The organism is Streptomyces sp. NRRL F-6492, assembly GCF_001280125.1.
In the GTDB taxonomy this organism is placed as follows: domain Bacteria; phylum Actinomycetota; class Actinomycetes; order Streptomycetales; family Streptomycetaceae; genus Streptomyces.
On the sequence record NZ_LGEG01000274.1, the window covers coordinates 1 to 26,955 of the forward strand.

General features: G+C 75.3%; 25 protein-coding genes and 1 pseudogene. 15 read left to right on the forward strand and 11 right to left on the reverse strand.

Annotated features, from left to right (window positions below; genetic code table 11):
* Positions 1 to 22 precede the first annotated feature (22 nt).
* Positions 23 to 1,372, forward strand: coding sequence for a peptidoglycan DD-metalloendopeptidase family protein (locus ADL08_RS32700; RefSeq protein ID WP_053649508.1), 1,350 nt, complete (start codon positions 23 to 25; stop codon positions 1,370 to 1,372).
* Here the strand turns inward: ADL08_RS32700 and ADL08_RS36175 are convergent.
* Positions 1,253 to 2,236 carry a DMT family transporter gene (locus tag ADL08_RS36175; RefSeq protein ID WP_159042995.1) on the reverse strand — a complete coding sequence of 328 codons (984 nt, stop codon included), beginning with the start codon at positions 2,234 to 2,236 and terminating at the stop codon, positions 1,253 to 1,255. The two genes, ADL08_RS32700 and ADL08_RS36175, sit on opposite strands and share 120 nt — an antisense overlap.
* A gap of 231 nt (positions 2,237 to 2,467) precedes the next feature.
* On the opposite strand from ADL08_RS36175, the gene ADL08_RS32705 reads away from it, so the two are divergent.
* From ADL08_RS32705 to ADL08_RS37760, 3 genes are all read left to right on the forward strand, one after another.
* The gene (locus ADL08_RS32705) at positions 2,468 to 3,181 is read left to right on the forward strand and encodes a (2Fe-2S)-binding protein (RefSeq protein ID WP_053649511.1); all 714 of its coding nucleotides are present in this window, start codon (positions 2,468 to 2,470) and stop codon (positions 3,179 to 3,181) included.
* 94 nt (positions 3,182 to 3,275) lie between these two features.
* Positions 3,276 to 4,751: an SDR family NAD(P)-dependent oxidoreductase gene (locus ADL08_RS32710; protein WP_053649513.1), complete on the forward strand. Its 1,476-nt coding sequence runs from the start codon at positions 3,276 to 3,278 to the stop codon at positions 4,749 to 4,751.
* A 271-nt stretch (positions 4,752 to 5,022) separates the two neighbouring features.
* A complete protein-coding gene (locus tag ADL08_RS37760; RefSeq protein WP_199837145.1) occupies positions 5,023 to 5,193 on the forward strand; it encodes a hypothetical protein in 171 nt (56 codons plus the stop codon).
* Between the two features lie 73 nt (positions 5,194 to 5,266).
* On the opposite strand, the gene ADL08_RS32715 is transcribed toward ADL08_RS37760, so the two are convergent.
* Genes ADL08_RS32715 through ADL08_RS32725 form a run of 3 tightly spaced genes read right to left on the reverse strand, consistent with a single transcriptional unit; the run spans position 5,267 to position 8,152 of the window.
* A complete protein-coding gene (locus tag ADL08_RS32715) occupies positions 5,267 to 6,691 on the reverse strand; it encodes a lipase maturation factor family protein (protein WP_053649515.1) in 1,425 nt (474 codons plus the stop codon).
* A 22-nt stretch (positions 6,692 to 6,713) separates the two neighbouring features.
* Positions 6,714 to 7,268: a DUF1990 family protein gene (locus ADL08_RS32720; protein WP_053649516.1), complete on the reverse strand. Its 555-nt coding sequence runs from the start codon at positions 7,266 to 7,268 to the stop codon at positions 6,714 to 6,716.
* Positions 7,265 to 8,152: a YndJ family protein gene (locus tag ADL08_RS32725; protein ID WP_053649549.1), complete on the reverse strand. Its 888-nt coding sequence runs from the start codon at positions 8,150 to 8,152 to the stop codon at positions 7,265 to 7,267. The genes ADL08_RS32720 and ADL08_RS32725 overlap by 4 nt, the downstream gene beginning before the upstream one ends.
* Positions 8,153 to 8,358: 206 nt before the next feature.
* Here ADL08_RS32725 and ADL08_RS32730 point away from each other — a divergent pair, with 206 nt between their 5' ends.
* From ADL08_RS32730 to ADL08_RS32765, 8 genes are all read left to right on the forward strand, one after another.
* Entirely contained in the window at positions 8,359 to 9,741 is a 1,383-nt protein-coding gene (locus ADL08_RS32730; RefSeq protein WP_234352349.1) for a DUF6777 domain-containing protein, read from the forward strand.
* A 62-nt stretch (positions 9,742 to 9,803) separates the two neighbouring features.
* Positions 9,804 to 11,990 (forward strand): SpoIIE family protein phosphatase, encoded by a 2,187-nt coding sequence (locus tag ADL08_RS32735; protein ID WP_078967971.1) that lies wholly within the window; start codon positions 9,804 to 9,806, stop codon positions 11,988 to 11,990.
* 267 nt (positions 11,991 to 12,257) lie between these two features.
* Complete coding sequence (locus ADL08_RS32740) at positions 12,258 to 13,655, forward strand: wax ester/triacylglycerol synthase family O-acyltransferase (RefSeq protein ID WP_053649519.1); 1,398 nt, start codon at positions 12,258 to 12,260, stop codon at positions 13,653 to 13,655.
* A gap of 57 nt (positions 13,656 to 13,712) precedes the next feature.
* Positions 13,713 to 14,585 carry an Fpg/Nei family DNA glycosylase gene (locus tag ADL08_RS32745; RefSeq protein ID WP_053649521.1) on the forward strand — a complete coding sequence of 291 codons (873 nt, stop codon included), beginning with the start codon at positions 13,713 to 13,715 and terminating at the stop codon, positions 14,583 to 14,585.
* 40 nt (positions 14,586 to 14,625) lie between these two features.
* Positions 14,626 to 15,378 (forward strand): LytR/AlgR family response regulator transcription factor, encoded by a 753-nt coding sequence (locus ADL08_RS32750; protein WP_053649523.1) that lies wholly within the window; start codon positions 14,626 to 14,628, stop codon positions 15,376 to 15,378.
* 138 nt (positions 15,379 to 15,516) lie between these two features.
* Positions 15,517 to 15,903, forward strand: a complete 387-nt coding sequence (locus tag ADL08_RS32755; protein ID WP_053649553.1) for a hypothetical protein — start codon at positions 15,517 to 15,519, stop codon at positions 15,901 to 15,903.
* Between the two features lie 22 nt (positions 15,904 to 15,925).
* Positions 15,926 to 17,683 (forward strand): cation acetate symporter, encoded by a 1,758-nt coding sequence (locus tag ADL08_RS32760; RefSeq protein WP_053649525.1) that lies wholly within the window; start codon positions 15,926 to 15,928, stop codon positions 17,681 to 17,683.
* The gene (locus ADL08_RS32765; RefSeq protein ID WP_053649527.1) at positions 17,680 to 18,888 is read left to right on the forward strand and encodes a histidine kinase; all 1,209 of its coding nucleotides are present in this window, start codon (positions 17,680 to 17,682) and stop codon (positions 18,886 to 18,888) included. The genes ADL08_RS32760 and ADL08_RS32765 overlap by 4 nt, the downstream gene beginning before the upstream one ends.
* Positions 18,889 to 18,909: 21 nt before the next feature.
* On the opposite strand, the gene ADL08_RS32770 is transcribed toward ADL08_RS32765, so the two are convergent.
* Complete coding sequence (locus ADL08_RS32770; RefSeq protein WP_053649529.1) at positions 18,910 to 19,395, reverse strand: hypothetical protein; 486 nt, start codon at positions 19,393 to 19,395, stop codon at positions 18,910 to 18,912.
* A 345-nt stretch (positions 19,396 to 19,740) separates the two neighbouring features.
* On the reverse strand, positions 19,741 to 20,286 hold the full coding sequence (locus ADL08_RS32775; protein ID WP_053649532.1) for a sigma-70 family RNA polymerase sigma factor: 546 nt from the start codon (positions 20,284 to 20,286) through the stop codon (positions 19,741 to 19,743).
* 259 nt (positions 20,287 to 20,545) lie between these two features.
* On the opposite strand from ADL08_RS32775, the gene ADL08_RS32780 reads away from it, so the two are divergent.
* Complete coding sequence (locus tag ADL08_RS32780) at positions 20,546 to 21,769, forward strand: CapA family protein (RefSeq protein ID WP_053649534.1); 1,224 nt, start codon at positions 20,546 to 20,548, stop codon at positions 21,767 to 21,769.
* A gap of 16 nt (positions 21,770 to 21,785) precedes the next feature.
* On the opposite strand, the gene ADL08_RS32785 is transcribed toward ADL08_RS32780, so the two are convergent.
* A complete protein-coding gene (locus tag ADL08_RS32785; RefSeq protein WP_053649536.1) occupies positions 21,786 to 22,247 on the reverse strand; it encodes a universal stress protein in 462 nt (153 codons plus the stop codon).
* A 90-nt stretch (positions 22,248 to 22,337) separates the two neighbouring features.
* Here ADL08_RS32785 and ADL08_RS32790 point away from each other — a divergent pair, with 90 nt between their 5' ends.
* Positions 22,338 to 23,225, forward strand: a complete 888-nt coding sequence (locus ADL08_RS32790; RefSeq protein ID WP_053649537.1) for a polysaccharide deacetylase family protein — start codon at positions 22,338 to 22,340, stop codon at positions 23,223 to 23,225.
* Between the two features lie 62 nt (positions 23,226 to 23,287).
* Here the strand turns inward: ADL08_RS32790 and ADL08_RS32795 are convergent, their stop codons facing one another.
* Positions 23,288 to 23,947, reverse strand: a complete 660-nt coding sequence (locus ADL08_RS32795) for a class F sortase (RefSeq protein WP_053649540.1) — start codon at positions 23,945 to 23,947, stop codon at positions 23,288 to 23,290.
* A 437-nt stretch (positions 23,948 to 24,384) separates the two neighbouring features.
* Between ADL08_RS32795 and ADL08_RS32800 the strand changes: the two genes are divergently transcribed.
* Complete coding sequence (locus ADL08_RS32800) at positions 24,385 to 25,074, forward strand: hypothetical protein (RefSeq protein ID WP_053649542.1); 690 nt, start codon at positions 24,385 to 24,387, stop codon at positions 25,072 to 25,074.
* Positions 25,075 to 25,199: 125 nt separating this feature from the next.
* Here ADL08_RS32800 and ADL08_RS32805 read toward each other — a convergent pair whose 3' ends face one another.
* The 3 genes and pseudogenes from ADL08_RS32805 to ADL08_RS32815 all read right to left on the reverse strand — a co-directional run.
* Positions 25,200 to 25,778 carry a hypothetical protein gene (locus tag ADL08_RS32805; RefSeq protein WP_053649543.1) on the reverse strand — a complete coding sequence of 193 codons (579 nt, stop codon included), beginning with the start codon at positions 25,776 to 25,778 and terminating at the stop codon, positions 25,200 to 25,202.
* A 166-nt stretch (positions 25,779 to 25,944) separates the two neighbouring features.
* A complete protein-coding gene (locus tag ADL08_RS32810; protein WP_053649545.1) occupies positions 25,945 to 26,709 on the reverse strand; it encodes a DUF4239 domain-containing protein in 765 nt (254 codons plus the stop codon).
* 34 nt (positions 26,710 to 26,743) lie between these two features.
* A pseudogene (locus ADL08_RS32815) lies at positions 26,744 to 26,955 on the reverse strand (hypothetical protein); the annotation flags it as partial.

Consider the following 26,955-nt stretch of genomic DNA (forward strand, 5'->3'; position numbering starts at 1 on the left):
TCGCTGTGTTCTAGGGGGGCCCATGGCCGTACGCGGACGTCACCGCCGTCACCAGCCGAGCCGCGTCAACCGCGCCTCGCTCACCATCACGGCGGGAGGCGCCGGAATGGCGCTGCCGCTCATCGGCGCGGGCACGGCGCAGGCCGCCTCGCTGAACGTCTGGGAGAAGGTCGCCGCCTGCGAGTCCTCCTCCAACTGGCGCATCAACACGGGGAACGGCTACTTCGGCGGGCTCCAGTTCACCCAGTCCACCTGGGAGGAGCACGGCGGCACGTACTACGCGCCGCGCGCCGACCTCGCCTCCAAGGACCAGCAGATCCTCGTCGCCGAGCGCGTCCTGAAGGGACAGGGCCCCGGCGCCTGGCCCTCCTGCGGCCCCCGCGCGGGCCTCGCCCGCGGCGGCGAGGCGCCCGAGGTCTCCACCCGGGCCGCCACGGCGACGAAGCCGTCCGGCGGGAACCAGCCGCGCACGGCCTCCCTGCCCGGACAGCGCGCCTTGTCCGAGCGACCGGCGCGGAGCGCGAGCCCGACCACCGTGCCCACCGTGCGCGAGATGTACACGGTGACGCCCGGCGACTCCCTGTCGAAGATCGCCCGGGAGGAGAGCGTCCGGGGCGGCTGGCAGCGGCTGTACGAGACGAACCGGCCCGTCGTCGGCGACGATCCCGACCTCATCATCCCCGGCCAGCGCCTCACCCTGCGCATCGCGGCGCCGAAGAAGCCCGAGCAGCCCGGGAAGGCCGCGCGCCCCGGGAAGGCCCCCGCGCCGGTGAAGACCGTCCGGCCCCCGAAGGCCGATCCGCCCGCGAAGACCGCACCGCCGGTGCGGACGCCCCCCAAGGCCGCCGCCCCCCGGCCCGCCGCCAAACCCGTCACCAAGCCCGTCGCCAAAACCGCGGCCAGGCCGGCCGCCAAGCCCGCCGCCCGGCCCGCCGCGACCAAGCCGCGCCCGGCCGCCGCGCCGGAGGTCCGCTACTCCGCCCCCGTCTCCGCGAACACCGGCACCCGCTACGGCAAGCCCGGCTCCTCCTGGTCCAGCGGCTACCACACCGGCGTCGACTTCCCCGTCCCCACCGGCACCTCGGTCAAGGCCGTGGCCGGCGGCCGGGTCGTCTCGGCCGGCTGGGCGGGCGCGTACGGCTACCAGATCGTCCTCCGCCACGACGACGGCCGCTACAGCCAGTACGCGCACCTCTCCGCCCTCACCGTCCGCGAGGGCCAGCGGGTGCAGGCGGGCCAGCGCATCGCCCGCTCAGGCTCGACCGGCAACAGCTCGGGACCGCATCTCCACTTCGAGGTCCGGACGGGTCCCGGATACGGCTCCGACATCGACCCCCTGGCCTATCTCAGGGCGCGCGGGGTCTCCGTCTGACCCCCGCGGCCCCTTCCCCGCCGGGGGAGGGGCCTGCGCGGGCCCCATCCGGTCGAGCGTGAGCTCCACCAGACCGCCCGCGGCGACCGCGCCGCAGATCAGCGCGGCCACGGCGCCCGCCGCGCCGTAGCGGAAGCCCTCGCCGAACAGCGTCACGCCCACCGCCGCGGCGACCACCGGATTGACCACCGTGAGGGTGGCGAGCGGGGCGGCGAGCCCCGCGCCCCGGTACGAGGCCTGCGAGAGCAGCAGCCCGGCCACGGCGAACGCCGACAGCACCAGGAGCGCCGTCCACTCGGCCAGCGGCGCCTCCGGCGTCCACTCCCCGGCCACCGCCTTGGTGAACACCGACGCGGCGCCGAAGGAGACGCCCGCCGCCGTCGCCAGGAACACGCTGCGCAGCGCCGGCCGCCCCACCAGGCGCGCGCACGCGAAGAGCAGGCCCACCGCGCCGAAGGCGGCGCCCGTGAGCAGCCACCGCTGCCCGTCGCCCAGGGACCGGGCGTCGGCGCCGGTCGTGAGGCTCAGCAGGCCCGCGAGGCCCGCCGTGGCCATGAGGGCGCCGTGCCGGGCCCGCCGCCCGGCCCCGCGGCCGACGAACAGGGCCGCCATGGGCAGCGCGAACACGATGGTGAGCGCGCCCAGCGGCTGGACCAGGCTGAGCGGCCCGTACGCGAGGGCCGCGACGTGCAGGGCCGCCCCGACGCCGTTGAGCAGCACCGCCCCCCACCAGGCCGGACGGCGCAGCGGTGCGTAGCGCGGGCCGGAGGCGGAGGCCGCGACCCGTTCCTGGACGATCGCCGCGGCCGCGTAGGCCACCGCGGAGACCAGGGCCAGGACGACGGACAGCACGAGTGGACTCATGCCTTCCACGATCCTCCTCCCCGGCCGTTCGCGTCGTCGTACCAGGGGACCCGTTCGCGCGTACCCCTCCCGCAGTACGGGGCCCCCGCGTACGTCCCGGGGTGTACGGCCATGCCGGCCGGAACCGGTGCGAAGCGGTCCTCCGGCCCCCGCCCGGGGCGCTACCGTGGGCGCCGGACCGGAACCGGGACCCGGGCGGACGGCGGTACGAGGCAGGAGCGTGGGGGCCGGATGGATCTCGTCGAGAGCGGATCGGTGGGCGGGTTCTTCGCCCTGCGGACCACCCCGCCGGAGACCGGCGGCGCCCACCTGCCGCTCGCCCGGCTGTACGCGGGGGAGGGCGGCCCCCTCACCGCGCGCGTGGACCGGGTCGCCGCCCGGCTCGGCGCCCCCGAGCGGCGGGTCGGCGCCTCCGTCGCCCACCTGGGGCTCGCGGCCCGGCTCTGGTCCCTCACCCTCGGCCCCGCCGCGCTGTACGGCCGCTTCCCGGACCCGGACCCCGCCGAGCTGTACTGGGACGGGGCGCTGACCTCGCCCGACGACCTGTGGTGGGCCGGCTCCGCGACCCGCCCCGCCACCGCGGCCGACCTCCGCGCGGCCGTCCAGGAGGCCCACCTCGTCCCGCTCCACGCGGCCCTGCGCCGCGACGGCCGGATATCGCCCCGGCTGCTCTGGGGCAACGCCGGCTCCGCCCTCGCCGGCGCCCTGCGCGAACTGACCCGCTGGGCCCGCGCCCACGGCAGGCCGGAGGCGGCCGACCGGGCCGCCGCCCTGGTCGCGGAGCTCCTCGACCACCCCGACCTCGCCGGCACGGTCCGCGGCCCCCGGCTGCGCCGGGCCAGCTGCTGCCTCTACTACCGCTGCCCCGGCGGCGGACTGTGCGGCGACTGTGTCTTCGACCACGCCCCCCGAACGGGTTTGGAGGCGCGGCCCCCCGCTCCGTAAACTCGCCCTTTCGAGAGCCGACGGACGGCGGGAGCCGGAGAGCGGCGACACCCCGAGAGCGGCGACGCACGAGCGAACGAGGAACCCGAGGGCCATGACGGTGACCGAAGAAACCCAGGACTACGGGCCGGGCATCGACCCCGAGCGCCTGGCCGTCTGCCTCGGCGTCCTCGACGAGCTCGACCAGCTGGACGTCGACCACCCGGACGCGATCCTTGTCCGGCGCGCCACCGCCGGGATCTACCGGACCGTGAAGCAGCGCCGCCGCCAGGAGCGCCGGGCCTTCAAGACCGCCAACGACAAGGCGGTCACCGAGGCCACGGCCACCGGCTCCGCGCAGCGCATCGACGACGAGACCGAGGGCATCCTGCCCACCTCCGTCACCGAGGAGGGCCGGATCGCGGGGATACTCCAGCGCCCCCGCTCCTGCTACGTCTGCAAGGCGCGGTTCGTCGAGGTCGACTACTTCTACCACCAGCTCTGCCAGAAGTGCGCCGCCGAGAACCGGGCCAAGCGGGAGGCCCGCGCCGACCTCACCGGCAAGCGCGCGCTGCTCACCGGCGGCCGCGCCAAGATCGGCATGTACATCGCGCTGCGGCTGCTGCGCGACGGCGCCCACACCACGGTCACCACCCGCTTCCCCAAGGACGCCATCCGCCGCTTCAAGGCGATGGAGGACTCCGCGGACTGGCTGCACCGCCTGGAGGTCGTCGGCATCGACCTGCGCGACCCGGCCCAGGCCGTGGCCCTCGCGGACCGGATCACCGAGGCCGGTCCGCTGGACATCCTCATCAACAACGCGACCCAGACCGTGCGCCGGCTGCCCTCCGCGTACGCCGCCCTGGTCGACGGCGAGAGCGCCCCGCTGCCCGCCGGCGAGCTCCCCGTCCACGACGTCATCGGCGCCTTCAACTCGGGCGCGGTGGACGGCATCGCCGCGCTGCCCCTCGGCACCAGCGGCCTGGAGGCCCAGAAGGTCGCGGACCTCGCCCTGGTCGCGGGCAACGCCAGCATCGCCCGGCACCTCGACGGCACCGCCATCGACGCGGGCGGCCTCCTGCCGGACGTCGTCGAGAGCAACACCTGGGTGCAGAGCATCGAGCAGATCTCCCCGGTGGAGCTCCTGGAGACGCAGCTGTGCAACTACACGGCGCCGTTCATCCTGATCAGCAAGTTGCGGCCGGTGATGGCCGAGGCCGCGCGCAAGGCGGCCAGCGGGCGCGCCTACGTCGTGAACGTCTCCGCGATGGAGGGCGTCTTCAGCCGCGGCTACAAGGGCGCCGGGCACCCGAACACCAACGCGGCGAAGGCCGCGATGAACATGGTGACGCGGACCAGCGGCCAGGAGATGTTCCAGACCGACGGCATCCTCATGACCTCGGTCGACACCGGCTGGATCACCGACGAGCGTCCGCACTTCGACAAGCTGCGCCTCGCCGAGGCCGGCTTCCACGCCCCGCTCGACCTGGTCGACGGCGCGGCCCGGGTCTACGACCCGGTCGTGCGCGGCGAGGCGGGCGAGGACCTGTACGGCGTGTTCCTCAAGGACTACGCCCCCGCCAACTGGTAGACCGCCCCTTTCGGCAAGAGCGCCCCACCGGCCAGGTGGGGCGCTCTTTCGGCTTGTTTCACCCGAACGCGTCACACTTTCGAGCCCGGTAGAGCGCATGCGTGCTCATTTGGTTAATCTGATGTCCACGGTCGGCCACCGAGGAGACACACCTTCCACACGGCCGCCCCGGGACTGGCCCGCCACCAAGGCCGCGTTCCCGCCCGACGAACGGCGCCACCGCGACCGCACGGCACTTGTCCCACAGGTACGCGACACGAAGGAGTGCGCGGTGACACCCGAACTGACCAAGCAGGAACCGCGATCGACCGAACCCACCGAGCGGCCGCGCCGCAAGGGGGAGCTGGGAAGCCTCGAAGTCTGGGCCCGCTCGGCCCCGATCAGGCTCGCGGGCTACGAGGAAGACCTCGCCGAGCCCCACATCCTGCCGGGCATCGACTGAGCCGACGCCCCGAGGTGATTCCCCCGGGTGCCCCGGCCGGACCTCCGGCCGGGGCACCGGCACGTCCCGGCGCTCAGGATCCGCCCGGGGGCCTCCGCAGCCGGGTGGGCGGCAGGTACTCCCGCAGCGGCGTCCGGTGCCACCACGCCCCGGTCGTCCGCAGCTCGCGCCAGGTCGTGTAGCGGTAGCGGTACAGCCGGGCGCGGACGTGGACCGGCGGCGCGTCCGGGAACGGATTGCGGGCGAGCAGCCGCAGCGTGTCCCGGTCGCCGTCGAGCAGCCGCTCCACGAAGGGCCCGAACCACGCGCGCGCGTACCCGGGGGAGAGCGCCGCGAACCACATCAGCCAGTCGAGCCGCAGATGGTACGGGGCGAACTGCCGCGGCAGCCGGCGCGGATCGCCCGGCTTGCCCCGGAAGCCGTACTCGCGCCAGACGGTGCCCTCGTGCGGCGCCGGGTCGTCGGTGCCCTCGACCACGATCTCGTCCCGGACCCGGCCGACCGTGCCGAACGCGCCGTAGCTGTTGACCAGGTGGAACGGGTCGTACGAGCGGTTCATCGCCTGGTGCCGGGAGAGCAGGTTGCGCACCGGGCGGTAGCTGCGGACCAGGATGAGGGCGGTCACCGCGACGACCACGGCCACGTACCAGAGCGGCGGGTCCGGCCGAGGGTGGTCGCCGGTGAGCGGGGAGGCGTCCACGGCGGAGAGGGCGAGCACGATGGTGATCCAGTTCAGCCAGGCGAAGTTGCCCGAGAGCACCAGCCACAGCTGGGTGACCACCATCAGACCGGCCGCCACCGTGGCCACCGGCTGCGGGGCGAAGAGGAAGAACGGCACGACGAGCTGGACGACGTGGTTGGCCGCCGCCTCCGCCTTGTGCAGCGGGCGGGGGAGGTGGTGGAAGAACCAGCTCAGCGGGCCGGGCATCGGCTGGGTCTCGTGGTGGTGGTACAGACAGGTCAGGTCCCGCCAGCAGCGGTCGCCGCGGATCTTGATGAGCCCGGCCCCGAACTCCACCCGGAAGAGCAGCCAGCGCAGCAGCAGGAGCACCGGGAGGGGCGGTCCCGTGTCGTCGTTGCCGAGGAGGACGGCCAGGAACCCGGCCTCCAGGAGCAGCGACTCCCATCCGAAGGCGTACCAGGTCTGGCCGACGTTCACGATCGACAGGTAGAGCGCCCAGAGCACCAGCCACAGGAGCATCGAGACCGGCAGCGGCACGGCGTCCCCGGCGCCCGCCACCAGCGCGAGCGCCAGGGCGGCGCCGGTCCAGGAGACGGCCGCGAACAGGCGGTCGGAGTAGCGCCAGTGGAAGAGCGAGGGGGTCTGGCGCGGCCGGGTCAGGCGCACGTACTCCGGCACCGGGAGCATGCCGCGCTCCCCGATCAGCGCCCGGAACTGGAGGGCGGCCGACAGGAACGCCACGAAGTACAGCCCGGCCAGGCCGCGCTGGAAGACGATCCGGGCCGACCAGAGGTCGGGTGCCGTGAACCACTCCATCGCCTCCAGTATCGGCCCGCGATCACGTCCTGACGAGGCGCCGCAGGGTCCGGGCGAGCCGGCGGGCGTACGCGCGCTGGCAGACCGGGACCAGGGGACCGGCGAGCCGGGTGTACCAGACGGCCGGACGGCTGAAGGCGATGACCGCGAACCGGACGGCGCCGTCGGGTTCCAGGGTCACGACGAAGGACTCCTCACCGCACTCCGGATGGCCGGCCAGGGTGCCGTACGCGAAGCCGGTGCGGTCCTTCTCGTACGCCGTCCAGATCACCGCGCAGGGGACGGAGAGCCGCAGCGGGCCGACGCCCGCCGACACCTCCACGCGGACGCCGGGTCCGGCGCGGTCGGCGTCCGCGAGCAGGCCCGCTCCGGAGGCGCGGTGCATCCGCCAGGCGGTGACGGCGGTGCCCGCCGCCGCGAAGGCGGCCCGGCCGTGGCCGACGACCGCGTCGTACCGCAGGTGGTGGTAGCCCTCGGGGAGCGCTTCGGGGGTACGGGTGGCGCCGACCTCGCGGTAGGTCGGGCCGCCCTCGCGGCGGCGGTCGGGCCGGGAGAGGTCCTTCAGGAGGCGGGTCATGCCGGGGTCTCCGTTCGCGGGTGGGCGGGGGTGGCGGGGGCGGTGGGGGCGGTGGGGACGCCGTCGGCGTGCAGGCGGCGGCGGGCGAGCAGGGCGCAGACGGCGAAGCCGAGGGCGTTGCCGAGGCCGTGGGTCGCGGCCATCCAGGTCAGGTCGAGGTGCGGAAGGCCGGTGGCCTCGCCGAGCGCCCAGTTCAGGGCGAGCAGCATGGTGGCGACGAGGACCAGGGCCGAGACGGCGAGCAGGGCGCGGGTGGGGCCGTCGGCCGCGAGCGCGCGGCGCTCGCGCAGGGTCAGGACGGAGACCGCCGCCATGCCGGCGGTGAGGACGACGGCGCCGGCCAGCTCGGCCCAGTCGTCGACGAAGTAGCCGATCAGGACGAGCAGGGTGCCGGCGGGGACGCTGAGCGCGGCGCAGCGGGCGGTGGGGCCGTCCTGGGCGGCGCGGCAGACGAGTCCGGCGACCAGGGCGGCGGCGAAGCCCGCGAAGTGGAAGTGCGGGACGGTGAGGGCGAGGATGTCCAGGTCGAAGCCGAAGAGCGGGTACGAGGCCCGTTCCGCGACGAGCGCGAGGCCGGCGACCGAGGGCGCGGCCAGGGCGGTGAGGACGGCGGCCTCGGCCGGCCGCAGCGAGCGGGTCAGCATCAGCCGGGCCGGCGCCTGGCAGGCGAGTGCCAGGGTGGCGAGGGCGTAGACGGCGGCGAGGCCGGCCGAGAGGCCGGAGCGGGGCAGCCAGAGGGAGAGCGCCCCGGGGACGGCGAGCAGCGGCCAGGCGCGCCGGAGCCGGTCCAGGCCGGGAGGCCTGGGGCCGTCGAGGAGCGCGAGGCCCGTCGGGACCACCCAGAACATCCCGATCATCACGACCGAGGCCACCAGGATCGACAGCGCGGTCATCTCACCACCCCCATTTGAACGCGTTCAATCAGTAGTTCGAGCGTAGGGCTTTTCTTGAACGTGTTCAAGTGGGGTTCCTCGGCGGAGTGCCCCGGTCGGCCCCCCTCCGCTTGCGCGCGCCCGTGCGCTGCGACAGACATGAGGGACTGGCCGGAACCGGGCCCCGGGCCCGGGGGAGAGAAAGTCGGGAGTACCAGGTGCGCTCACCCCTTCGCCGGACGCGGCGAACCCCTACCGCTCTCCGGGAGAAGGACCATCTCCGCGAGGACGCCCACCCACGTGAGGACGCCCACCCCCGTGAGGACGCCCGTCCCGGCGAGGAGGCCGGGCTTCGGACCGGTCCCGACCCCCGGGCAGCCCCCGGCCTCCGGGCGGTCCCAGGGCTCCGGGCGGTCCCAGGGCTTCCGGCGGTCCCAGGGCTCCCGGCGGTCTTCGAGGCCCGGGTCACCCCCGACCTCCAGGCGTCCCCCGACCCCCGGGCGGGCCTCCGGAGCCGGGAAGGGGTCCGGCTCGCCGGTGCCGCGGTCGTCTCCGTTCTGGCGCTCGCCGGCTGCTCCTCCGGCGGGACCGGCGCCGGGAGCGCGGGACTGCCCGTCACGGCGCCCGCCCAGGACGTCCTCCTCCAGTCGGCCGCCGCCCCCGGCCCCGACCCCTTCACCGCCTCCACCGTCCGCAACACCACCCGTCCCTCCGGCCCGCCCGAGGCCCCCGAGGGGCGGCAGGTCCGCGAGGTCGCCGGTTCCACCCCGGGCCTCTACGGCGGCACCCGCGCCCTCGGCAGCTGCGACGTCGAACGGCAGGTCTCCCTCCTCACCGGGGACGCGAAGAAGGCACGGGCCTTCGCCGAGGCCGCCGGCATCCCCGAGGCCGACGTGGCCGACTGGCTGCGCGGCCTCACCCCGGTCGCCCTGCGCCTGGACGCCCGCGTCACCGGCCACGGCTACCGAGGCGGCCGGGCCGCGCCCCACCAGGCCGTCCTGGAGACCGGCACAGCCGTCCTCGTCGACCAGTACGGCTCCCCCCGCGTCCGCTGCGCCGGCGGCAACCCGCTCCGGGCCCCCGCCTCGGACCGGGGCGGCGTCTACGTGGGCGTCCCCTGGGACGCCTTCGACCCCGACCACGTGGTCGTCGTCCGTCCGACCGGCACCGTCGTCACCGGCCTGGTCATCGTGAACGCCACCGACCGCACCTGGATCGAGCGCCGCACGGGCAGCGACGGCGAGGACGACCGGAAGCCCGCCGTGGAACCGTCCTGCGACCCGGACGCGTGCACCCTGGAAGGGTCCGGCCCGGCCACGCCCGCCCCCAGCACCCCCGACGGCCCCGCCTCGCCGGAGCCCGTACCGCCGCCCCAGGACCCGCCGGCCCCCGAGGACCCGACGGGGCCCGCCCCCGACCCGTACACGGAACCGGACGCCGACCCGTATCCCGAGCCCAGCGCCGACCCCAGCACCGAGCCCCTCCCCGACCCGTTCGACGAGCCGTCCGCCCCGCCGGAAGGGGAGCTGCCGCCCGAGGAGCTCCTCCCGCCCGAGGTGGTGCCGGACCAGCCCGAGACCTTCGAGGCCTTCGAGGGGTGAATGCGACGGGTGGAGCGGATCTTCGTGGTGCGCGCGGCCGGGGCTGCGCCTAGCGTGGCCCCATGAGCGCGGGCAACGGGGGCGGGGAGGCGAACGGACCGGTCCGCCGTGCGCCGGAGGGGCCGCCGGACGGGACCCCGATCCTGTCCGAGTACGGCTTCGCCTTCCGCATGGGCGGCTTCGACTGGGACCTGCTCGCCGGGACGATGCAGATGGACGACGCCGCCCTCGCCGTCTTCGACCTGGACCGCGCGGAGTACGACGGACGCCCCGAGTGCCTGGGCTCCCGGGTCCTGCCGGACGAGGCCAGCCGCCTCGACGCCCTGGTGGCGCAGGCGCTCAAGGACGGCAGCGACCAGTACGGCGCGTACTTCCGCATCCGCCGCCGCGACGGCCGCCACCAGTGGACCCACACCCAGGGGATCGTCCACCGCGACGGCACCGGCCGCCCCGTGCGCATCGTCGGCGTCCTGCGCGACGCCACCCACGAACTCACCGAGTCCGCCGCCCGGCTCGGCCTCGACGAGGGGCGCCGCAAGCGCGCCGGCGTCGTCGAGGGCACCACGGCCGCCCTCGCCCACGCCCGGACCGTGAAGGACGTCATCGACCTCCTCAACGACTCCCAGGCCCTCGAACACTTCGGCGCCGCCAGCCTCGTCATGGGCCTCCTGGAGGCGGGCCGCATCCATCTGGTGGCCGAGGGCCCCGAGGGCGCCTTCGTGCCCGGCACCCGCTTCACCCGGGTGGACGAGCCGTACCCGATGAGCGAGGTGATCCGCACCCTGCGCCCCCGCTTCATCGACTCGGCCCGCGACTTCTCCGACTCCTACCCGGTCCTCTGGCCGCACATCAGCGGACTCGGCGTCACCGCCGCCGCCTATCTGCCGCTCATCGCCCAGGCCCGCCCGATCGGCGCGCTCGGGCTGCTCTACAGCGACAGGACCGGCTTCAGCGAGGACGAGCGGACCCTGCTCGTCGCCCTCGGCAGCAGCATCGCCCAGAGCCTCCAGCGGGCCATGCTGTACGAGCAGGAGCACGACCTCGCCGAGGGGCTCCAGCAGGCCATGCTGCCGCGCCGGATCCCGGAGGTGCCCGGTGCCCAGACGGCCGTCCGCTACCGCTCGGCCCGGCTCGGCCGGGACATCGGCGGCGACTGGTACGACGTCATCGCGCTGCCCGGCGGGCGGGTCGGCGCCGTCATCGGCGACGTGCAGGGCCACGACACCCACGCCGCGGCCGTCATGGGCCAGCTGCGGATCGTGCTGCGCGCCTACGCCGCCGAGGGCCACACCCCGGCCACGGTGATGGCGCGGGCCTCCGTCTTCCTGCACGAACTCGACACCGAGCGCTTCGCCACCTGCACGTACGCGGAGGTCGACCTCCGCACCGGAGTCGTCCAGCTGGTCCGCGCCGGCCACGTCGACCCGTTGATCAGGGAGCCCGACGGCCGCTGCCGCAGGCTGCCCGTGGAGGGCGGTCTTCCGCTCGGGCTCTCCGCGGAGTTCGGCCGCCTCGACTACCCCGTCACCACCCTCGAACTGGACTCCGGGCAGACCCTGCTGCTCTACACCGACGGCCTCGTGGAGAAGCCGGGCGCCGACCTCGACGAGGGCCTCCAGTGGCTCTCCTCCCTGGTCCGGCGCGGCCCCGCCGACCTCCAGGAACTCGCCGACCACCTGTGCGACGTGGTCGCCGAGCGGGGCGGCGAGGACGACGTCGCGATCCTGCTGCTGCGCCGCCACGGCACGTACGCCGTCCCGGGTGCCGGCCGGTTCCAGCAGCACGTGGCCCAGAGCGACCCGGAGGCGCTCAGCTCGGCCCGCCACATGATCAGGGCAGCCGTCCGGGCCTGGGGCGCGGGGGAGCGCGCGGACGAGATCGAGCTGGTCGCCGACGAGCTGATGACCAACGCCCTGATGCACACCGACGGCGGGGCGATCGTGACCCTGCGGGTCCTGCCCGGGCCCGTACGGCGGCTGCGGGCGGAGGTCGAGGACCGGTCCAGCGCCCTGCCCCGGCGCCGCGAGGCCGGGGAGGCGGGCGTGTCCGGCCGGGGACTGCTCCTGGTCGACCAGCTCTCCGACGCGTGGGGAGTGGAGTCGCGGGGCGGCGGCAAGTGCGTGTGGTGCGAGTTCGTCGTGGAGAACATCGGCCCGGAGAGCGTGACCGAGGGGAACACGGCCGAGGGGGACACGGCCGAGGGACATGCCGCCCGGGGGAACACCGGCCCGGAGGACGTCCTCCGGTGAAACGCCGGCCCGGAGAACGTCGTCCGGGAAACGCCGGGCCGGAGAACGTCGTCCGGGAAACGCCGTCCCGAAGGACGCCGTCCGGGGAAACCCCGGCCCGGAGAACGGCCCTCCGGGAAGGTGCCGACCCGGAGAACCGAAGGTGTTCCCGGGGGGACATTCAACCGAGGGTATTTACTGAGCGTTAACTGACCGCACTTGACCGTAACTGTCGGTGCGCGGTTGACTGCGGTCTTCCGCCCCTCCGCGCAGGACGTGAGGACACCCGTGACCACCGAGCTCCTGGCCCCGCTGGACCTGGCCTTCTGGCACCTGGAATCCGCCACCCACCCCCTGCACCTCGGTGCCCTCGCCCACTTCGGCCCCGTGCCCGCGCCCCCCGGCGACGAACCGCCCGACGTCCTGGAACTGCTCGCCCGCCGCGCCGCCGCCGTCCCCCGGCTCCGGATGCGCGTCCGCGACGTCCTGATCCCCGTCGGCGGCGCCGCCTGGAGCGCCGACCCCGACTTCGACGTGCGCCGCCACGTCCGCGAGATCACCCTCCCCGGCGCCGACTTCCCCGCCGAGACCGCCCGGCTCGCCGCCGAACTCATGGAACGCCCCGTCGAGCGGGGCCTGCCGCCCTGGGAGATGTACCTGCTCAGCGGCGCCCCCGACGGCTCCTTCGCCGTCCTCGTCAAGCTCCACCACGCCCTCGCCGACGGCATGCGGGCCGTCGCCATCGGCGCCGGGATCTTCGACGAGATCGCCGCCGGCCGCCGTCCCGCGCGCCGCTCCCGCCCCGTGCCCCCGCGCTCTCCGCTTCCCGGCCTTTCCAGCCTTTCCAGCCTTTCCGGGCTTCCCGGCCCCGGGCGCCTCCTCGACATCGCCCGGGACCGCCTCGGCGACCTCGGCCGGGCCGTCGAGGTCGGCGCCTCCGTCGTCCGCGCCAGCCGCCTCGACGGACGCCCCACCGCGGCCCTCGCCGCCCACTCCAGCGGCACCCGCCGGATCGCCACCGCGACCCTGTCCCTGGACCGCGTCCACCGCGTCCGCCGCACCACCGGCGGCACCGCCAACGACGTCCTCCTGGCCGTCGTCGCCGGAGCCCTGCGCCGCTGGTTCGACGAGCGCGGCCTGCCGCTGCCCGGCGCCGACCCCCGGGCCCTCGTCCCCGTCTCGCGCCGCCGCCCCGGCGCCCCGCCCGGCCCCGGCAACAGCCTCTCCGGCTACCTCCTCGACCTGCCCGTCACCGAACCCGACCCGGCCGCCCGGCTCGCCGCCGTCCGGCGCGCCATGGACCGCAACAAGGCGGCGGGCCCCTTCCGCGGCGCCGGGGCCGTCGCCCTCCTCGCCGACCAGCTCCCCCCGCTCGCCCACCGCTTCGGCGCCCCCTTCGCCTCCGGCGCCGCCCGCCTCCTCTTCGACCTCCTGGTCACCCAGGTGCCGCTGCCCCGCTCCGCGCTCTCCCTCGGCGGCGCCCCGCTCCGCGCGCTCTTCCCCATGGCCCCGCTCGCCCGGGGCCAGTCCCTCGCCGTCGCCATGTCCCCGTACGACGGCCGGGTCCACATCGGACTCGTCGCCGACGGCGCGGCCGTCCCCGACCTCGACGCCCTCGCCGCCGCCCTCACCGCCGAACTCGACCTCCTCGACCCGCCGGAGCGGGGGGAGGAACCCGGCGCGTGACGCGCCGGGAGCCCCGAACCCGGTGCGCCCCGTCCCCCGGTGCGGCAGGGTGGGGCCATGCCCGAACTCCCGGAAGTGGAAGCCCTGCGCGCCTTCCTCGACGCGCACCTGGTGGGCAAGGAGATCGCCCGCGTCCTGCCCGTCGCGATCAGCGTCCTCAAGACGTACGACCCGCCCCTCGGCACCGTCGAGGGCGCCGAGGTCACCGCGGTCGGCCGGCACGGGAAGTACCTCGACCTCACCACCACCGGCGCGGCGGGCGAACTCCACCTCCTGATCCACCTGGCCCGCACGGGCTGGCTCCGCTGGCAGGACCCGCTGCCCTCGGGACCGCCGAAACCCGGCCGGGGCCCGCTGGCCCTGCGCGCCGCCCTCACCGGCGGCGACGGCTTCGACCTCACCGAGTTCGGCACCACCAAACGCCTCTCCGTCCACCTCGTCCACGACCCCCGCGAGGTGCCCGGCGTCGCCCGGCTCGGCCCCGATCCGCTCGCCGAGGACTTCGGCCCCGAGGAGTTCGCCGCCCTCCTCGCCGGCGAACGGCGGCAGATCAAGGGCGCCCTGCGCGACCAGCGGCTCATCGCCGGCATCGGCAACGCCTACAGCGACGAGATCCTCCACGCCGCCCGCATGTCCCCCTTCAAACCCACCGGGAACCTCACCCCGGAGGAGACCGCCGCCCTGTACGCGGCGATGCGCACCACCCTCCACGAGGCCGTCGAGCGCTCCCGGGGCCTCGCCGCCGGAAAGCTCAAGTCCGAGAAGAAGAGCGGCCTGCGCGTCCACGGCCGCACCGGCGCGCCCTGCCCCGTCTGCGGCGACACCGTCCGCGAGGTCTCCTTCAGCGACTCCTCCCTCCAGTACTGCCCCACCTGCCAGACCGGCGGCCGGACGCTCGCCGACCGCCGCCTGTCACGCCTGCTCAAATAGCCCCCCGCCGCCCGGACGGCCGCCCACTACACTCCGCCGCATGCTGCGCGTACTGGCCGTCGACGACGAGGAGCCCGCCCTCGGGGAACTGCTCTACCTGCTGCGCGCCGACCCGCGCGTCCGCACCGCCGAGGGCGCGGGCGACGCGACCGCCGCGCTGCGCAGGATCGGCCGCGCCCTGGAGTCGGGACCCGACGGCGAGGACGCCGTCGACGTCGTCTTCCTCGACATCCACATGCCCGGCCTCACCGGTCTCGACGTCGCCCGGCTGCTCGCCGGCTTCGCCCGCCCTCCGCTCGTCGTCTTCGTCACCGCGCACGAGGGCTTCGCCCTCCAGGCCTTCGACCTGAAGGCCGTCGACTACGTCCTCAAGCCGGTGCGCCGCGAGCGCCTCGCCGAAGCCGTCCGCCGTGTCCACGAGCTGGTCCACGCCACCGCCGCGCCCGCCCCCGCCGCCGCGCCCGAACAGGTCCCCGTCGAACTCGGCGGCGTCACCCGCTTCGTCCCCGTCGACGACATCGCCTACGTCGAGGCCCACGGCGACTACGCCCGCCTCCACACCGACCGGGGCAGCCACCTCGTCCGCATCCCGCTCTCCGCCCTGGAGGAGCGCTGGGCGGACCGGGGCTTCGTCCGCATCCACCGCAGCCACCTCGTGGCCCTCGCCCGGATCGACGAACTGCGGCTCGACGGCGGCGCCACCTCGGTCCGGGTCGGCGACACCGACCTCGCCGTCAGCCGCCGCCACGCCCGCCAGCTGCGGGACCTCCTGATGCGCCGGGCCGGCGGCTGACTCCCGTACCCCCGCCGCCACGGGTCTACCGTCCGCCGACCCCGCTGCGTAGACTCCACGCGTCCCGGGCGGCACCCCGCCCGCGCACCGTCCCGAAAGAACCGTCCGAGGTCGAGAGAGATGCCGGAGCGGACGCCGATGTCCGAGCACCACCCGCCGCGCAGACCCCGGCGCGAGACCGTCACCCACGCCTCCGCCCACGGCACCGGCGGCGTCCCGGGCCCCGCCGGGCGGCGCCCCGCCCACCCCCCGGCCCGCTCCGAGATCGACGAGCAGACCACCCTCGGCCACACCTACGTCCGCTCCCTGATGCGCAGCCAGCTCCGCGCCGCCCTCACCGCCCTCGGCGCGCTCGCCCTGCTCGTCGGCTCCCTCCCGCTCGTCCTCGCGCTGCCCGCCCCCGAGGCCCTGGTCTGGCTCGCCCTCGGCGTCGGCGTGTACCCGGTCGTCTGGGGCATCGCCCACTGGTACGTCCGCCGCGCCGAGCGCAACGAACGCGACTTCACCGGCCTCGTCGAACGATGAGCCCTTCCGCGCGGACGCCCGCGTGAACCAGACCCACGCGGTCGTCGCCGTCACCGCCGTCGTCCTCGCCACCGTCCTCATCGGCGCCCTCGGCCTGCGGATCTCCCGCACCACCTCCGACTTCTACGTCGCCTCGCGGACCGTCCGGCCGGGCCTCAACGCCGCCGCCATCAGCGGCGAGTACCTCTCCGCCGCCTCCTTCCTCGGCATCGCCGGACTCGTCCTCGTCCAGGGCCCCGCCATGCTCTGGTACCCGGTCGGCTACACCGCCGGCCACCTCGTCCTGCTCGTCCTCGTCGCCGCCCCGCTGCGCCGCTCCGGCGCGTACACCCTCTCCGACTTCGCCGAGGCCCGCCTCGAATCCCGCCGGGCCCGGCGGCTCGCCAGCCTCTTCGTCGTCGGCATCGGCTGGCTGTACCTGCTGCCGCAGCTCCAGGGCGCCGGACTCACCCTGGAGATCCTCACCGGCGCCCCCGACTGGGTCGGCGGCCTGCTCGTCGCCCTCGTCGTCACGGGGACGGTCGCCGCCGGCGGGATGCGCAGCATCACCTTCGTCCAGGCCTTCCAGTACTGGCTGAAGCTGACCGCCCTGCTCGTGCCCGTCCTCTTCCTGCTCGCCGCCTGGTACGGGGACGGCGCGCCCCGCGCCCGCTTCGACGCCCCCGCCGTGCTGCGCGGCCACACCGTCGTCCGGGTCGCCGACACGGTGCGGATCGGGCTCGACGCCCCGCTGACCGTCACCGTCACCGGCCGCGTCGACTCCGTCCCGCACACCGCACGGACCCTCACCCTCGCCCCCGGCACCCACCACGTCCTCGGCGGCACCACGCTCGCCTTCGCGCCGGGCACCCCCCTGCCCGAGAGGATGGCCGGCGGCACCGACCCCCTCGGCTGGTCCCAGCCGCTGGCCGGCGGGCGCGACGGACACCAGCTGTACGCCACGTACGGACTGATCCTCGCGACCTTCCTCGGCACCATGGGCCTCCCGCACGTCGCCGTCCGCTTCTACACCAGCCCGCACGGCCGCGCCGCCCGCCGCACCACCCTCGTGGTCCTCGGGCTCGTCGGCGCCTTCTACCTCCTGCCGCCGCTCTACGGCTTCCTCGGCCGGATCTACGCCCCCGAACTCGCCCTCACCGGATCCGCCGACGCCGCGGTCCTCGTCCTGCCCGACCGGATCCTCGGCGGGCTCCCCGGCGACCTGCTCGGGGCGCTCCTCGCGGGCGGCGCCTTCGCCGCCTTCCTCTCCACCGCCTCCGGGCTCACCATGTCCGTCGCCGGGGTCCTCACCCAGGACGTGCTGCCCTCCCGGGGCGTCCGGCACTTCCGCCTCGCGACCCTGCTCGCCACCGCCGTCCCGCTCGGCGTCGGGGTGGTCGCCTCCAAGGTGCCGGTCGCCGACGCCGTCGGCCTCGCCTTCGCGGTCTCCGCCTCCTCCTTCTGCCCGCTGCTCGTCCTCGGCATCTGGTGGCGGCGGCTCACCCCGCCCGGGGCGATGGCCGGGCTCCTGCTCGGCGGCGGCTCCGCCCTCGCCGCCGTCATGGCCACCCGGGCCGGACTCGCGCCCGGCGGCTGGCCGCACACCCTGATGGCCTGGCCCGCCGTCTGGTCGGTCCCGCTCGGCTTCCTCACCATGGTCCTCGTCTCCCTCGCCACCCCCCGCCGGATCCCGCCCGGCACCCCGGCGCTCCTCGCCCGGCTCCACCTCCCGGAGGAGGTCACCGGGACCGTACCCGCCCAGGAGAGCCGCCCGGCCGCCCGCCCGGGGGTCCGCCGGTGAGCGGCATCGCCCTCGCCGCCGCGGCCGCCGCCGGGGCCGTGCTGCTCGCCGCGGGCTTCGTGCTCGGCCGGCTCGCCGCCCGGCGCGGGGGCCGCGACGCCGACCCCGACCTCGGCACGCCCGTCGAGCGGGCCACCTTCCACACCCTGCACACCGCCTCGCTCGCCGCGCCCCCGCTGCGCGCCGGGCTCACCGAGGAGACCGCCCGCAGGGCCGCCCGCACGCTCCGCTCGCTGCTCGGCACCGAGGCGCTCTGCCTCACCGACCGGGGCGCGGTCCTGGCCTGGGACGGGCCCGGCGAGGACCACCACCGCGCGCACGTCCCCGCCCAGGCCGCCGAGACCCTGGAGACCGGCCGCAGCCGCTCCGCCGACTCCGGCTGCGCCGACCCGGCGTGCCCGCTGCGGTGGGCGGTGATCGCCCCGCTCACCGGCGAGGACGGGGTCCTCGGCGCGCTCGTCGCCTACGGCTCGCGGGAGTCCGCCGTCCTGGTGCGGGCCGCGACCGAGGTGGCCCGCTGGGTATCCGTCCAGCTGGAGCTGGCCGAGCTCGACCGCTCGCGCACCCGGATCGTGGAGGCCGAGATCAGGGCACTGCGCGCCCAGATATCCCCGCACTTCATCTTCAACTCCCTCGCCGCCATCGCCTCGTTCGTCCGCACCGACCCCGAGCGGGCCAGGGAACTCCTCCTGGAGTTCGCCGACTTCACCCGCTACTCCTTCCGCAGACACGGCGAGTTCGCCCAGCTCGCCGACGAACTGCGTTCCATCGAGCAGTACTTGGCGCTCGCCGGGGCGCGCTTCGGGGACCGGCTCAAGGTGACCCTCCAGATCGCGCCCGAGGTGCTGCCGGTGACCCTGCCGTTCCTCTGCCTCCAGCCGCTGGTGGAGAACGCGGTCAAGCACGGCCTCCAGGACCGGGAGAAGGGCTGCCGGGTCGTCATCGCGGCCCGGGACGCGGGCGCCGAGGCCGTGGTGACCGTCGAGGACGACGGCATCGGCATGGACCCCGAGGTGCTGCGCGCCGTGCTGCGCGGGGAGCATCCGGCGGGCGCCGGCATCGGCCTCTCCAACGTGGACGAGCGGCTGCGCCAGGTGTACGGGACGGAGTACGGCCTCGTCATCGAGACGGGCGTCGGCGCCGGGATGAAGGTGACGGTACGGATACCCAAGTACCGTCCCGGCGTGCACCGTTCGCCCCTGTGAGCGCCCGGCCGGACGTCCCGGTCAGCGCAGGTGCAGCGAGAGGTGCGCGAGCGGCAGGCCCAGCTTCCAGGCGGGCAGCCAGATCTGCTCGGCCTCGTCGACCGGGCACCCCGGGCCGGTGCCGGTCGGGCCGTCGAGGTCGGCGGCGCGGATCCAGGTGTCCCGCAGCCGGCGCCACGCGGTCTCCGCGAGCGCCAGGTCGGGCCCGCCGGCCGCCCGCCGCCCGGCGAGCCGCTCCTCGACCCAGGGCGGCCAGGGGCGGTCGTAAGCCGTGTGCCGCAGCCACTCGTCGATCCGGCCGGCGGGCGGCCGGTCCGGGTCCTCCGCGAGGTGGACGGTGAGGGCCAGGGCCTGGAGGCCCGCCCGGTACTCCAGCGAGCCGGGCGCCACGAGCGCGGCGGCCCGCAGCACCTCGTCGGCCAGGTACTCGGCGCACAGCCAGGCCATCGGGACGGCGAGGCCGCCGCCGCTCGTGCCGCCGGCGCCGTTGGTGCTCTCGGGCCGCAACGTTCCCACCTTCTCCCGGACATGACCGCGCGTGAGGGGCCGTGTGAGGGGCCCGGACAGCGGGGCCCGGGGGAGAGCCTCCTCCGTGCGGGCCGCCCGCGGGTCCCGCTTTGCTCAACTCGCCCGAGTGGTTTCGGATACGTTTTCCGGCCGGATCGGTACGGGTGGGATTCCTGGTGCCGGGGGTGACGCGGGGGGCGGAGGAGGCGGGCGTCGGGGCTCCGGCACCGCCCTGACGCCGGTCCGGTCCCAGCCCCGGTCCCAGCCCCGGTCCCGGTCCCAGCCCCGGTCCCGGTCCCAGCCCCGGTCCCGGTCCCGGTCCCGGTCCCGGTCCCGAAGCCGGGATCAGCGCCCCGACGACAGCGCGAGGCTCCGGCGCGGCCGGTAGCCGGGCAGCGACCGGCCGAGCTGCCGCAGGGCGTAGTGGGACCGGGACTTGACGGTCCCGGCCGGGATGCCGAGCTCCACGGCGGCCTCGTTGACGGTGAGCCCGTGGAAGTAGAGCCGGACGAGCACCGCCCGGTGCTCGGGGCTCAGTTCCCGGACGGCGGCCCGCACGTCGAGCGCGGCCTCGGCGGACGCGGTGGCGTCGGCGGGGTCGGGCGTCACGGCGAGGACGCCGTCGCCGACCTCGGCGGGCCGGGCGAGGCGCGAGCGGCGGGCGTCGATGGCGAGGCGGCGGGCCACGGTGAAGAGCCAGGGGCGCATGGAGTCGTAGGGGCCGTCGAAGGCCTCCGGGTGCTGCCAGGCCCGTACGAGGGTCTCCTGCACGAGGTCCTCGGCCCGCTGCCGGTCCCCGTAGGTGAGGCCGAGCAGGAAGGAGAGCAGCGCGGGGCCGTGGTCCCGCTGCAGCTCCTCCAGGGTCCGTTCGTCGGTCGTCGCCGTCGTCATGCTGCCCACCTCTCCCGCGGCTCGTCGTCGGCCCGTATACGAACGCATCCGGACGGCGAGGGACAGGGAACGGACATCGGTCTGCGACGAACGGTCGCACCGAGCGGCGAATGGCACGGCGAACGGTCGATTGGAGTCGCTGCGTCCGTTTCAGCGGGGTTCATGACCTCCTGCGGCCCCGACCCTTGACTGCGGCTTCTCTGCGAGATCAATTCATCAGAACAGATGTTCATCACATGATTCGGGTGGAGTGCCGCACATGACCTCACGCACCAGACCCGCGGGGGTGGCGGCGCTCGCCGCCGTCCTGCTCGCGGCGGCGACCGGCTGCACTGGCGGGAGCGGCGGGAGCGGTCCGGACGCCGGCGCCGCCACCCCGAAGACCAGCGCCCCGGGAGCCGCCGGACGGCCCACCGCCCCCTCCGCCGCCCCCGGCGCGGCCTCCGCGCCCGCCGGATTCACCCTCGTGGCCTCCGGGGACGTCCTCCCGCACGACTCCATCATCCGCAAGGCGGCCGAGGACGCCGCGGGCGGCGGCTACGACTTCCGCCCCATGCTCTCCGGCGTGAAGTCCGTCGTCTCCGGTGCCGACCTCGCCCTCTGCCACATGGAGACCGTGTACGGGAAGAAGGGCGGGCCCTACACCGGCTACCCCGCCTTCAAGTCCCCGCCCGAGGTCGCCGCCGGCCTCGCGGCGACCGGGTACGACTCCTGCTCGACCGCCTCCAACCACACCCTCGACGACGGGGCGGCGGGACTCGACCGGACCCTCGACGCCCTGGACGGGGCGGGCATCCGCCACGCGGGATCGGCCCGTACGGCCGAGGAGGCGGCCCGGCCCGCCCTGATGAAGGCGGGCGGCGCCACCGTCGCCCAACTCGCCTACACCTACGACACCAACGGCTACCCGCTGCCCGAGGGGCGGCCCTGGGCGGTCAAGCTGCTCGACGAGCGGCGGGTGATCGCCGACGCCCGCGCGGCCCGCGCGGCCGGTGCCGACGTGGTCGTGGTCAGCGTCCACTGGGGCACCGAGTGGCAGACCGAGCCGGACGAGCGGCAGCTCTCCCTCGGCCGGACGCTGACCGCCTCGCGGACCGGCGGACGCCCGGACATCGATGTCCTGGTGGGTACGCACGCCCACGTCCCGCAGGCCTACGAGAAGGTCAACGGCACCTGGGTCATCTACGGGATGGGCGACCAGATCGCCGGCGACATGATCAACCACCAGGGCGTCTTCGACCCGCGCGGCAACCAGGGCAGCATCGGCCGCTTCACCTTCGCCCCGCCCCGGACCGCGGGCGGGCGCTGGGAGGTCACCCGGGCCGAGTTCGTCCCCCAGTGGTTCGACACCCGGCGCGGCCGGGTGGTCAACCTGGGCGCCGACACCGGCGGCGACGCGCGCCTGGCCGGGATCCGCGACACGATCCGGCGGGTGGTGCTCAGTCGCGGCGCCGCCGAGGACGGCCTCGTGATGGGCGAGTAAGGGCCGGGGCCGCCGGTCAGGGGACCACGGTGACCGGCCAGCGGCCCGCCCTCACCAGCCGGACGGCCACCGAGCCGACGAACCGGTGGCCCGCCGACTCCGAGACGCCCACCACCACGGCGTCCGCCGTCAGCTCCTCCGCCGCCCGGACCAGACCCGCGTAGGCGTCGCCCCGGAAGGTGCGGAACTCCCACCGCACCCGCCACAGGTCCTTCACCCTCTCCGCCGACGCGCGGATCTCCTCGGCCAGTGCCGCGGCGATCTCCTCCGTCACGCCCGCCACCGGCGCGCCGAGCGCGGTGCCCGCCGGGAGCAGCGGCTGCACGTACACCAGCGCCAGCAGGGCGTTCTGCCGCCGGGCGAGCCCCGCCGCGTACGCCGCGGCGCGCAGGGAGGAGGCGGAGCCGTCCACCCCGGCCATGATCACTTTCGGGCCGTCGGTGCCGCGCTCGAACCGGTGGGCCTGCTGTTCGGTCACCCCTCGAGGCTATCCGCCCAACGGGTGCTTTCGGACGGGCGGCCGGTGTCGCTGAGCTGAGCGGACCCTCATCCATACGAACCATTGGTCATGAAAAAGGATCAGATGACCAGTGGGCGCCGGGCGGTGCTGCGCCTCGCCGCCGCGCTCGGCGCCACCACCACCGTCGGAGTCCTCGCCGCCGACCGGCTCGCCGCGCCCGACCGGGCCGCCGACGCCGCCCCCGTGCCCCGGCGCACCCCGGGAGCCGGGGCCGACCAGGGGGCCGCGGGTCCCGCCGTCGGCCCGCGGGCCGAGGCCGCCCGGCTGGGCCCGAACGCGTACCGCCTCCAGCCGATGACCTCCCACGCGTCCCCGGCGTACCGGCGCGCGCTGCCGCCCGTGCGCCGGCGGCCCTTCCTCAGCGTGTCCGGGGCCGGCCGCTCGATGGTGCTGACCTTCGACGACGGACCCGACCCCCGCTACACCCCCGGCATCCTCGACACCCTGCGCCGCCACGACTGCCGGGCGATGTTCTTCGTCTGCGGCGAGATGGCCGCCGAGAACCGGGACCTGCTGCGGCGGATGGCCGCGGAGGGACACGTCGTCGGCAACCACTCCTGGTCCCACCCCCTGATCACCGGGCTGCGGCCCTCCCGCATCCGCGACGAGCTGGGCTCCACCAGCGAGGTCGTCGAGCGGACCCTCGGCACGGCCCCGCTCTGGTACCGCGCCCCCTACGGGGCCTGGAACCGGCACTCCTTCGAGATCGGTGCCGAGCTCGGCATGGAACCGCTCGCCTGGACCGTCGACACCCTGGACTGGAAGGAGCCCGGCACCGACTCCATCGTCCGCCGCGTCCTCGACGGCGCGGCCCCCGGCGTCGTCGTCCTGAACCACGACGCGGGCGGCGACCGCTCCCAGAGCGTGGCCGCGCTCCGCCGCTACCTGCCCGCCCTCCTCGACGCCGGGTACCACCTCACCGTTCCCCGGCGCTGACCCGCCGGCACGGAGGAGGGCCCGGCACCCCGGGTGCCGGGCCCTTCGCCGATGACGCGGGGTCAGCGGGAGCCGACCATCCGGGCGTAGACGACGACGTTCCCGTCGTACCCCCGCGCGCGCGTGTACCCGCCGCCGCAGGTGATGACCCGCAGCTCCGGCGCGCCCGTGTCGGCGTAGACCCGCACGCCGGGGAAGTTGTCCTTCGCGTACACCTCGATGCCGTAGATCTCGAAGACCGCGACCCGGCCGTCGTACCGCTCGACCTCGATGTGCTGGCCCTTCTCCAGCGAGCCGAGGCCGTAGAAGACCGCCGGGCCCTGGGTGTTGTCGACGTGGCCGACGACGACCGAGGTCCCGCGCTGGCCGGGGGAGATGCCGTTCTGGTACCAGCCGGCGAGATTGGCGTCCTGCGGCGGGGGCGCCGCCACCCAGCCGTCCGCGTCCAGGCCCACGTCCATGATCGGGGCCGCGACCCGGATCGCCGGGATCTTGATCCGGGAGGCCGGGGCGAAGGGGAGCGGCTCCAGGCCCGCGGCCGCGGAGGGGGCCGACGGGGCGGTCGGCGCCGCCGGCCGGGCCGCCGCGGCGGGTTGCGGCGGCCCGGAGGTGACGTCCACCCCGTTGCGCATCATCGCGAGCCCGGACAGCATGGCGAGGGCCAGGACACCCCAGGGTTGGAGTCTCCTGCGCTCGGAGACGCGGAAGTCCTTCGGGGGCATGGTTCTCCCTTCGTGGCGTCGTCAGAACGGTAAGGGCGGTCCGCGGGGCCGTCGCGCCGGGCGGTCCGAACGGGTGGGGGCGGCCTCCGGACGGGCGCCGGGGCGCGCGCCCGGGGCGGCGGCGGACGGGCGGACGGCGGACGACCTGCGAGCCGACCCGTCGGAGACGGACAGGTCGGCCGATCGGGGTGGGCGGGCCGACAGGCGGGTGACGGCGGGCTGACCCATCCGAGTAATCGTCAGATAAGCACCCTGGAAGCCTCTGACCTGCGCGTACGGCACCTCCGGCACTCTTCGCCCCGGCGTGTCGCCTCACCGGAGTGGAGCAGTGCCGACATGCGTGCTCCGTCACGAATGGTGATGGTTCGTCATGGAAGGCGTACTCGTCGACACTCCCGGAGCACCGCTTTGGGGCGTCTTCCACTGGAGGTTCAACCATGCGTGCTGCACGCACTCTGGCGGTGACCGCCACCGCGATCGCGGCGGTCGGCCTCGCGGCCCCCCTCGCCGCCGCCACCAACAGCCCGGGCAACGTCCTGCACGGTGGCTCGAACGGCTCGAACGACGGCCAGAACGGCGGTCAGGGCGGTGGGAACGGCAACAACAACGGTGGCCAGGGCGGGAACGGCAACAACGGCGGCCAGGGCGGTGGGAACGGCAACAACAACGGCGGCCAGGGCGGGAACGGCAACAACGGCGGCCAGGGCGGTGGGAACGGCAACAACGGCCCCAGCAACGTCACCGTCAACCCCTTCGACGTCCACCCCGGCTCGACGCTCACCATCACCGCGCGCGGCTGCAACCGCGGCGGCACGGTCACGTCCAACGCCTTCCCGGAGACCACCCTCTCGGGCAACAACAACGGCGTCTCCACCGCCGTCGCCCGCGTCTACAACCACGCCACCCCGGGCAACTACAACCTGGCCGTCCGCTGCAACGGCAACTCCTCCGTGGTCACGCAGTCGTTCCGGGTCCTCCCGGGCCGTGGCGCGCAGGGCGGCCTCGGCGGCTCGCTGGCCCCCAGCTCCACCGAGATGGCCCTCGGCGGCAGCCTCGTGGCCGCGGCCGCGCTCGGCGGCGGTCTCTTCGTCGCCCGCCGTCGCCGTGTGACCGGCGCGGGGATCTGACCGGCCGAACCTCCCGGTCGGCCCGCCACGCCCGTCGCCCCCGGATCCTCGTCAGGATCCGGGGGCGACGGGCGTCCGGGAAGGGAACGCCCGCGTACCGCCGCGGTCCGCGCCACGGCGCCCCCTCAGTGGCGCCGGGACTCGGCGGTGCGGCGGCGCACCACGTAGAAGACGCCGCCCGCGGCGGCCAGGACGAGGGCCCCGCCCGCGGCCAGTTCGACGGGGCCGACCCCGTCGTCCACCGAGCCGCCGAGACCGCCCTGGACGCCCCGCGGGGGAGTGAGGATCGTGGAGCGGATCGTCGGGGTGGCGGTGGCGGTCGGGGTGGCCGTGGCGCCGCCGGCGATCGTGAGGTCGACGGTGCCCTGGACGCCGCCCGTGCAGTTGAACGCGACGGTGTAGACGCTGCCGGGCCGCACGTCCAGGTCCACGGTGGCGGTCGCCGTCGCCCCGGGGGCGATGACGGCGGTGTCGAAGACACCGGCCGCGGCCGTCGCCGTGCTGGCGCAGCCGGGGGCGCTCAGGTTCACCCGGCCGCCGGGGGAGACGACCGAGGGCGAAACGACGAAATCGCCCGGGGCCTTGGCGCCCCGCGCCCGCGGGTTGGGTGCCGGGGCACCTTCCGTCGCGACGGCGAAGGGGGCGGCCAGGGCGAAGGCGGCCACCCCCAGCAGGGCAGTGGATGCGGCACGTATCGCGCGCATGGTGAATCCTCCGGGTCCCGAGGGGCAGCCGCGGAAGGGGGTTCCCGCGAAGGGCCTGCGTGCACCTCGATGCCCGAAACGCTAAGAGCGCGCTACGAGGCCCGCGATCCCAGAGGTGCGAACGGGTCACGCGTGTCCCCCGTGCGGCCCACTCGGGTGGCGCTTCTCACCCGGTGAGCCGCGGGAACAGGTCGGTGAACGGCGTGGCGGTGGCCGACATGCCCCGGCCGTACGGCGCGTCGAAGTCCCAGATGAGGAAGAGCAGGAAGGCGATGAGGACGCTGAAGAGCCCGGCGAGCAGCAGTTCCCGCCCGGTCCTGCGGATCTGGAGCGTGAAGATCAGGCCGACCGTCACCAGGGCGCCGACGATCAGACCGAACCACACCACCCCGGGCATGGTCTCGCCCGCGTTCTGTCCGCGGGCGTTGCGGGCGTCGTCGACGGCGGCCACCTGGTCCACCAGCGGCTGGTACGCCTGCCCCTCGAAGTCGTTCGCCGGCCGGTAGTCGGTGACGCTCCGCCGCACCTTCTCCAGGAGCGCGGTGCCCTCCCCGCTCAGCTCGCCGGTCTCGGACATGTGCTTCCACTCGTCGTCGACCACGTAGGAGACGTACGCGTCGACGTCGGCCCGGATGCGGGCGCGGACCTCCTGCGGATACACCTCGGCGCGGGCCGAGATCTCGTGCAGCGCCTGGGCCTCCTGCCGCACGGTCTCCTGGGCGGCCCCCCGCGCCTCCCAGACGCCGGCGATGGCCAGACCGAGGACGATGGCGTAGATCACGCCGATCATCATCGTCATGTACTCGATGACGTCCGGGGTCTCGCTGGGGTCGTCGTCGTCGGGGATCCGGCGGTGGTTGATGACGACGATGGTGAGCACGACGGCGCAGGCCGCCGCCATCGCGAGGGACAGAACGAGCCATTCGGACACGGATTCCTCCGGTGGGATCAGTGGGGTCGACGGATCAGCGGGAGCGGGAGCGCAGGATCGCGGTCGCGAGGACCGCCGGGGCGATGATCACCAGCGTCGTGGTGAGGACGGACGTGCCGCCCTTCGGCTGGGGGCGCGTGGCGGGGCGGTAGTGGGGGAGCGCGACGGGAGCGGGGGACGGGGGCTCGGGTCGCGCGGAGGCCGGGGGCGGGGGAGCGGCGGCCGACGTCGGCTCGGGCGCCGGCG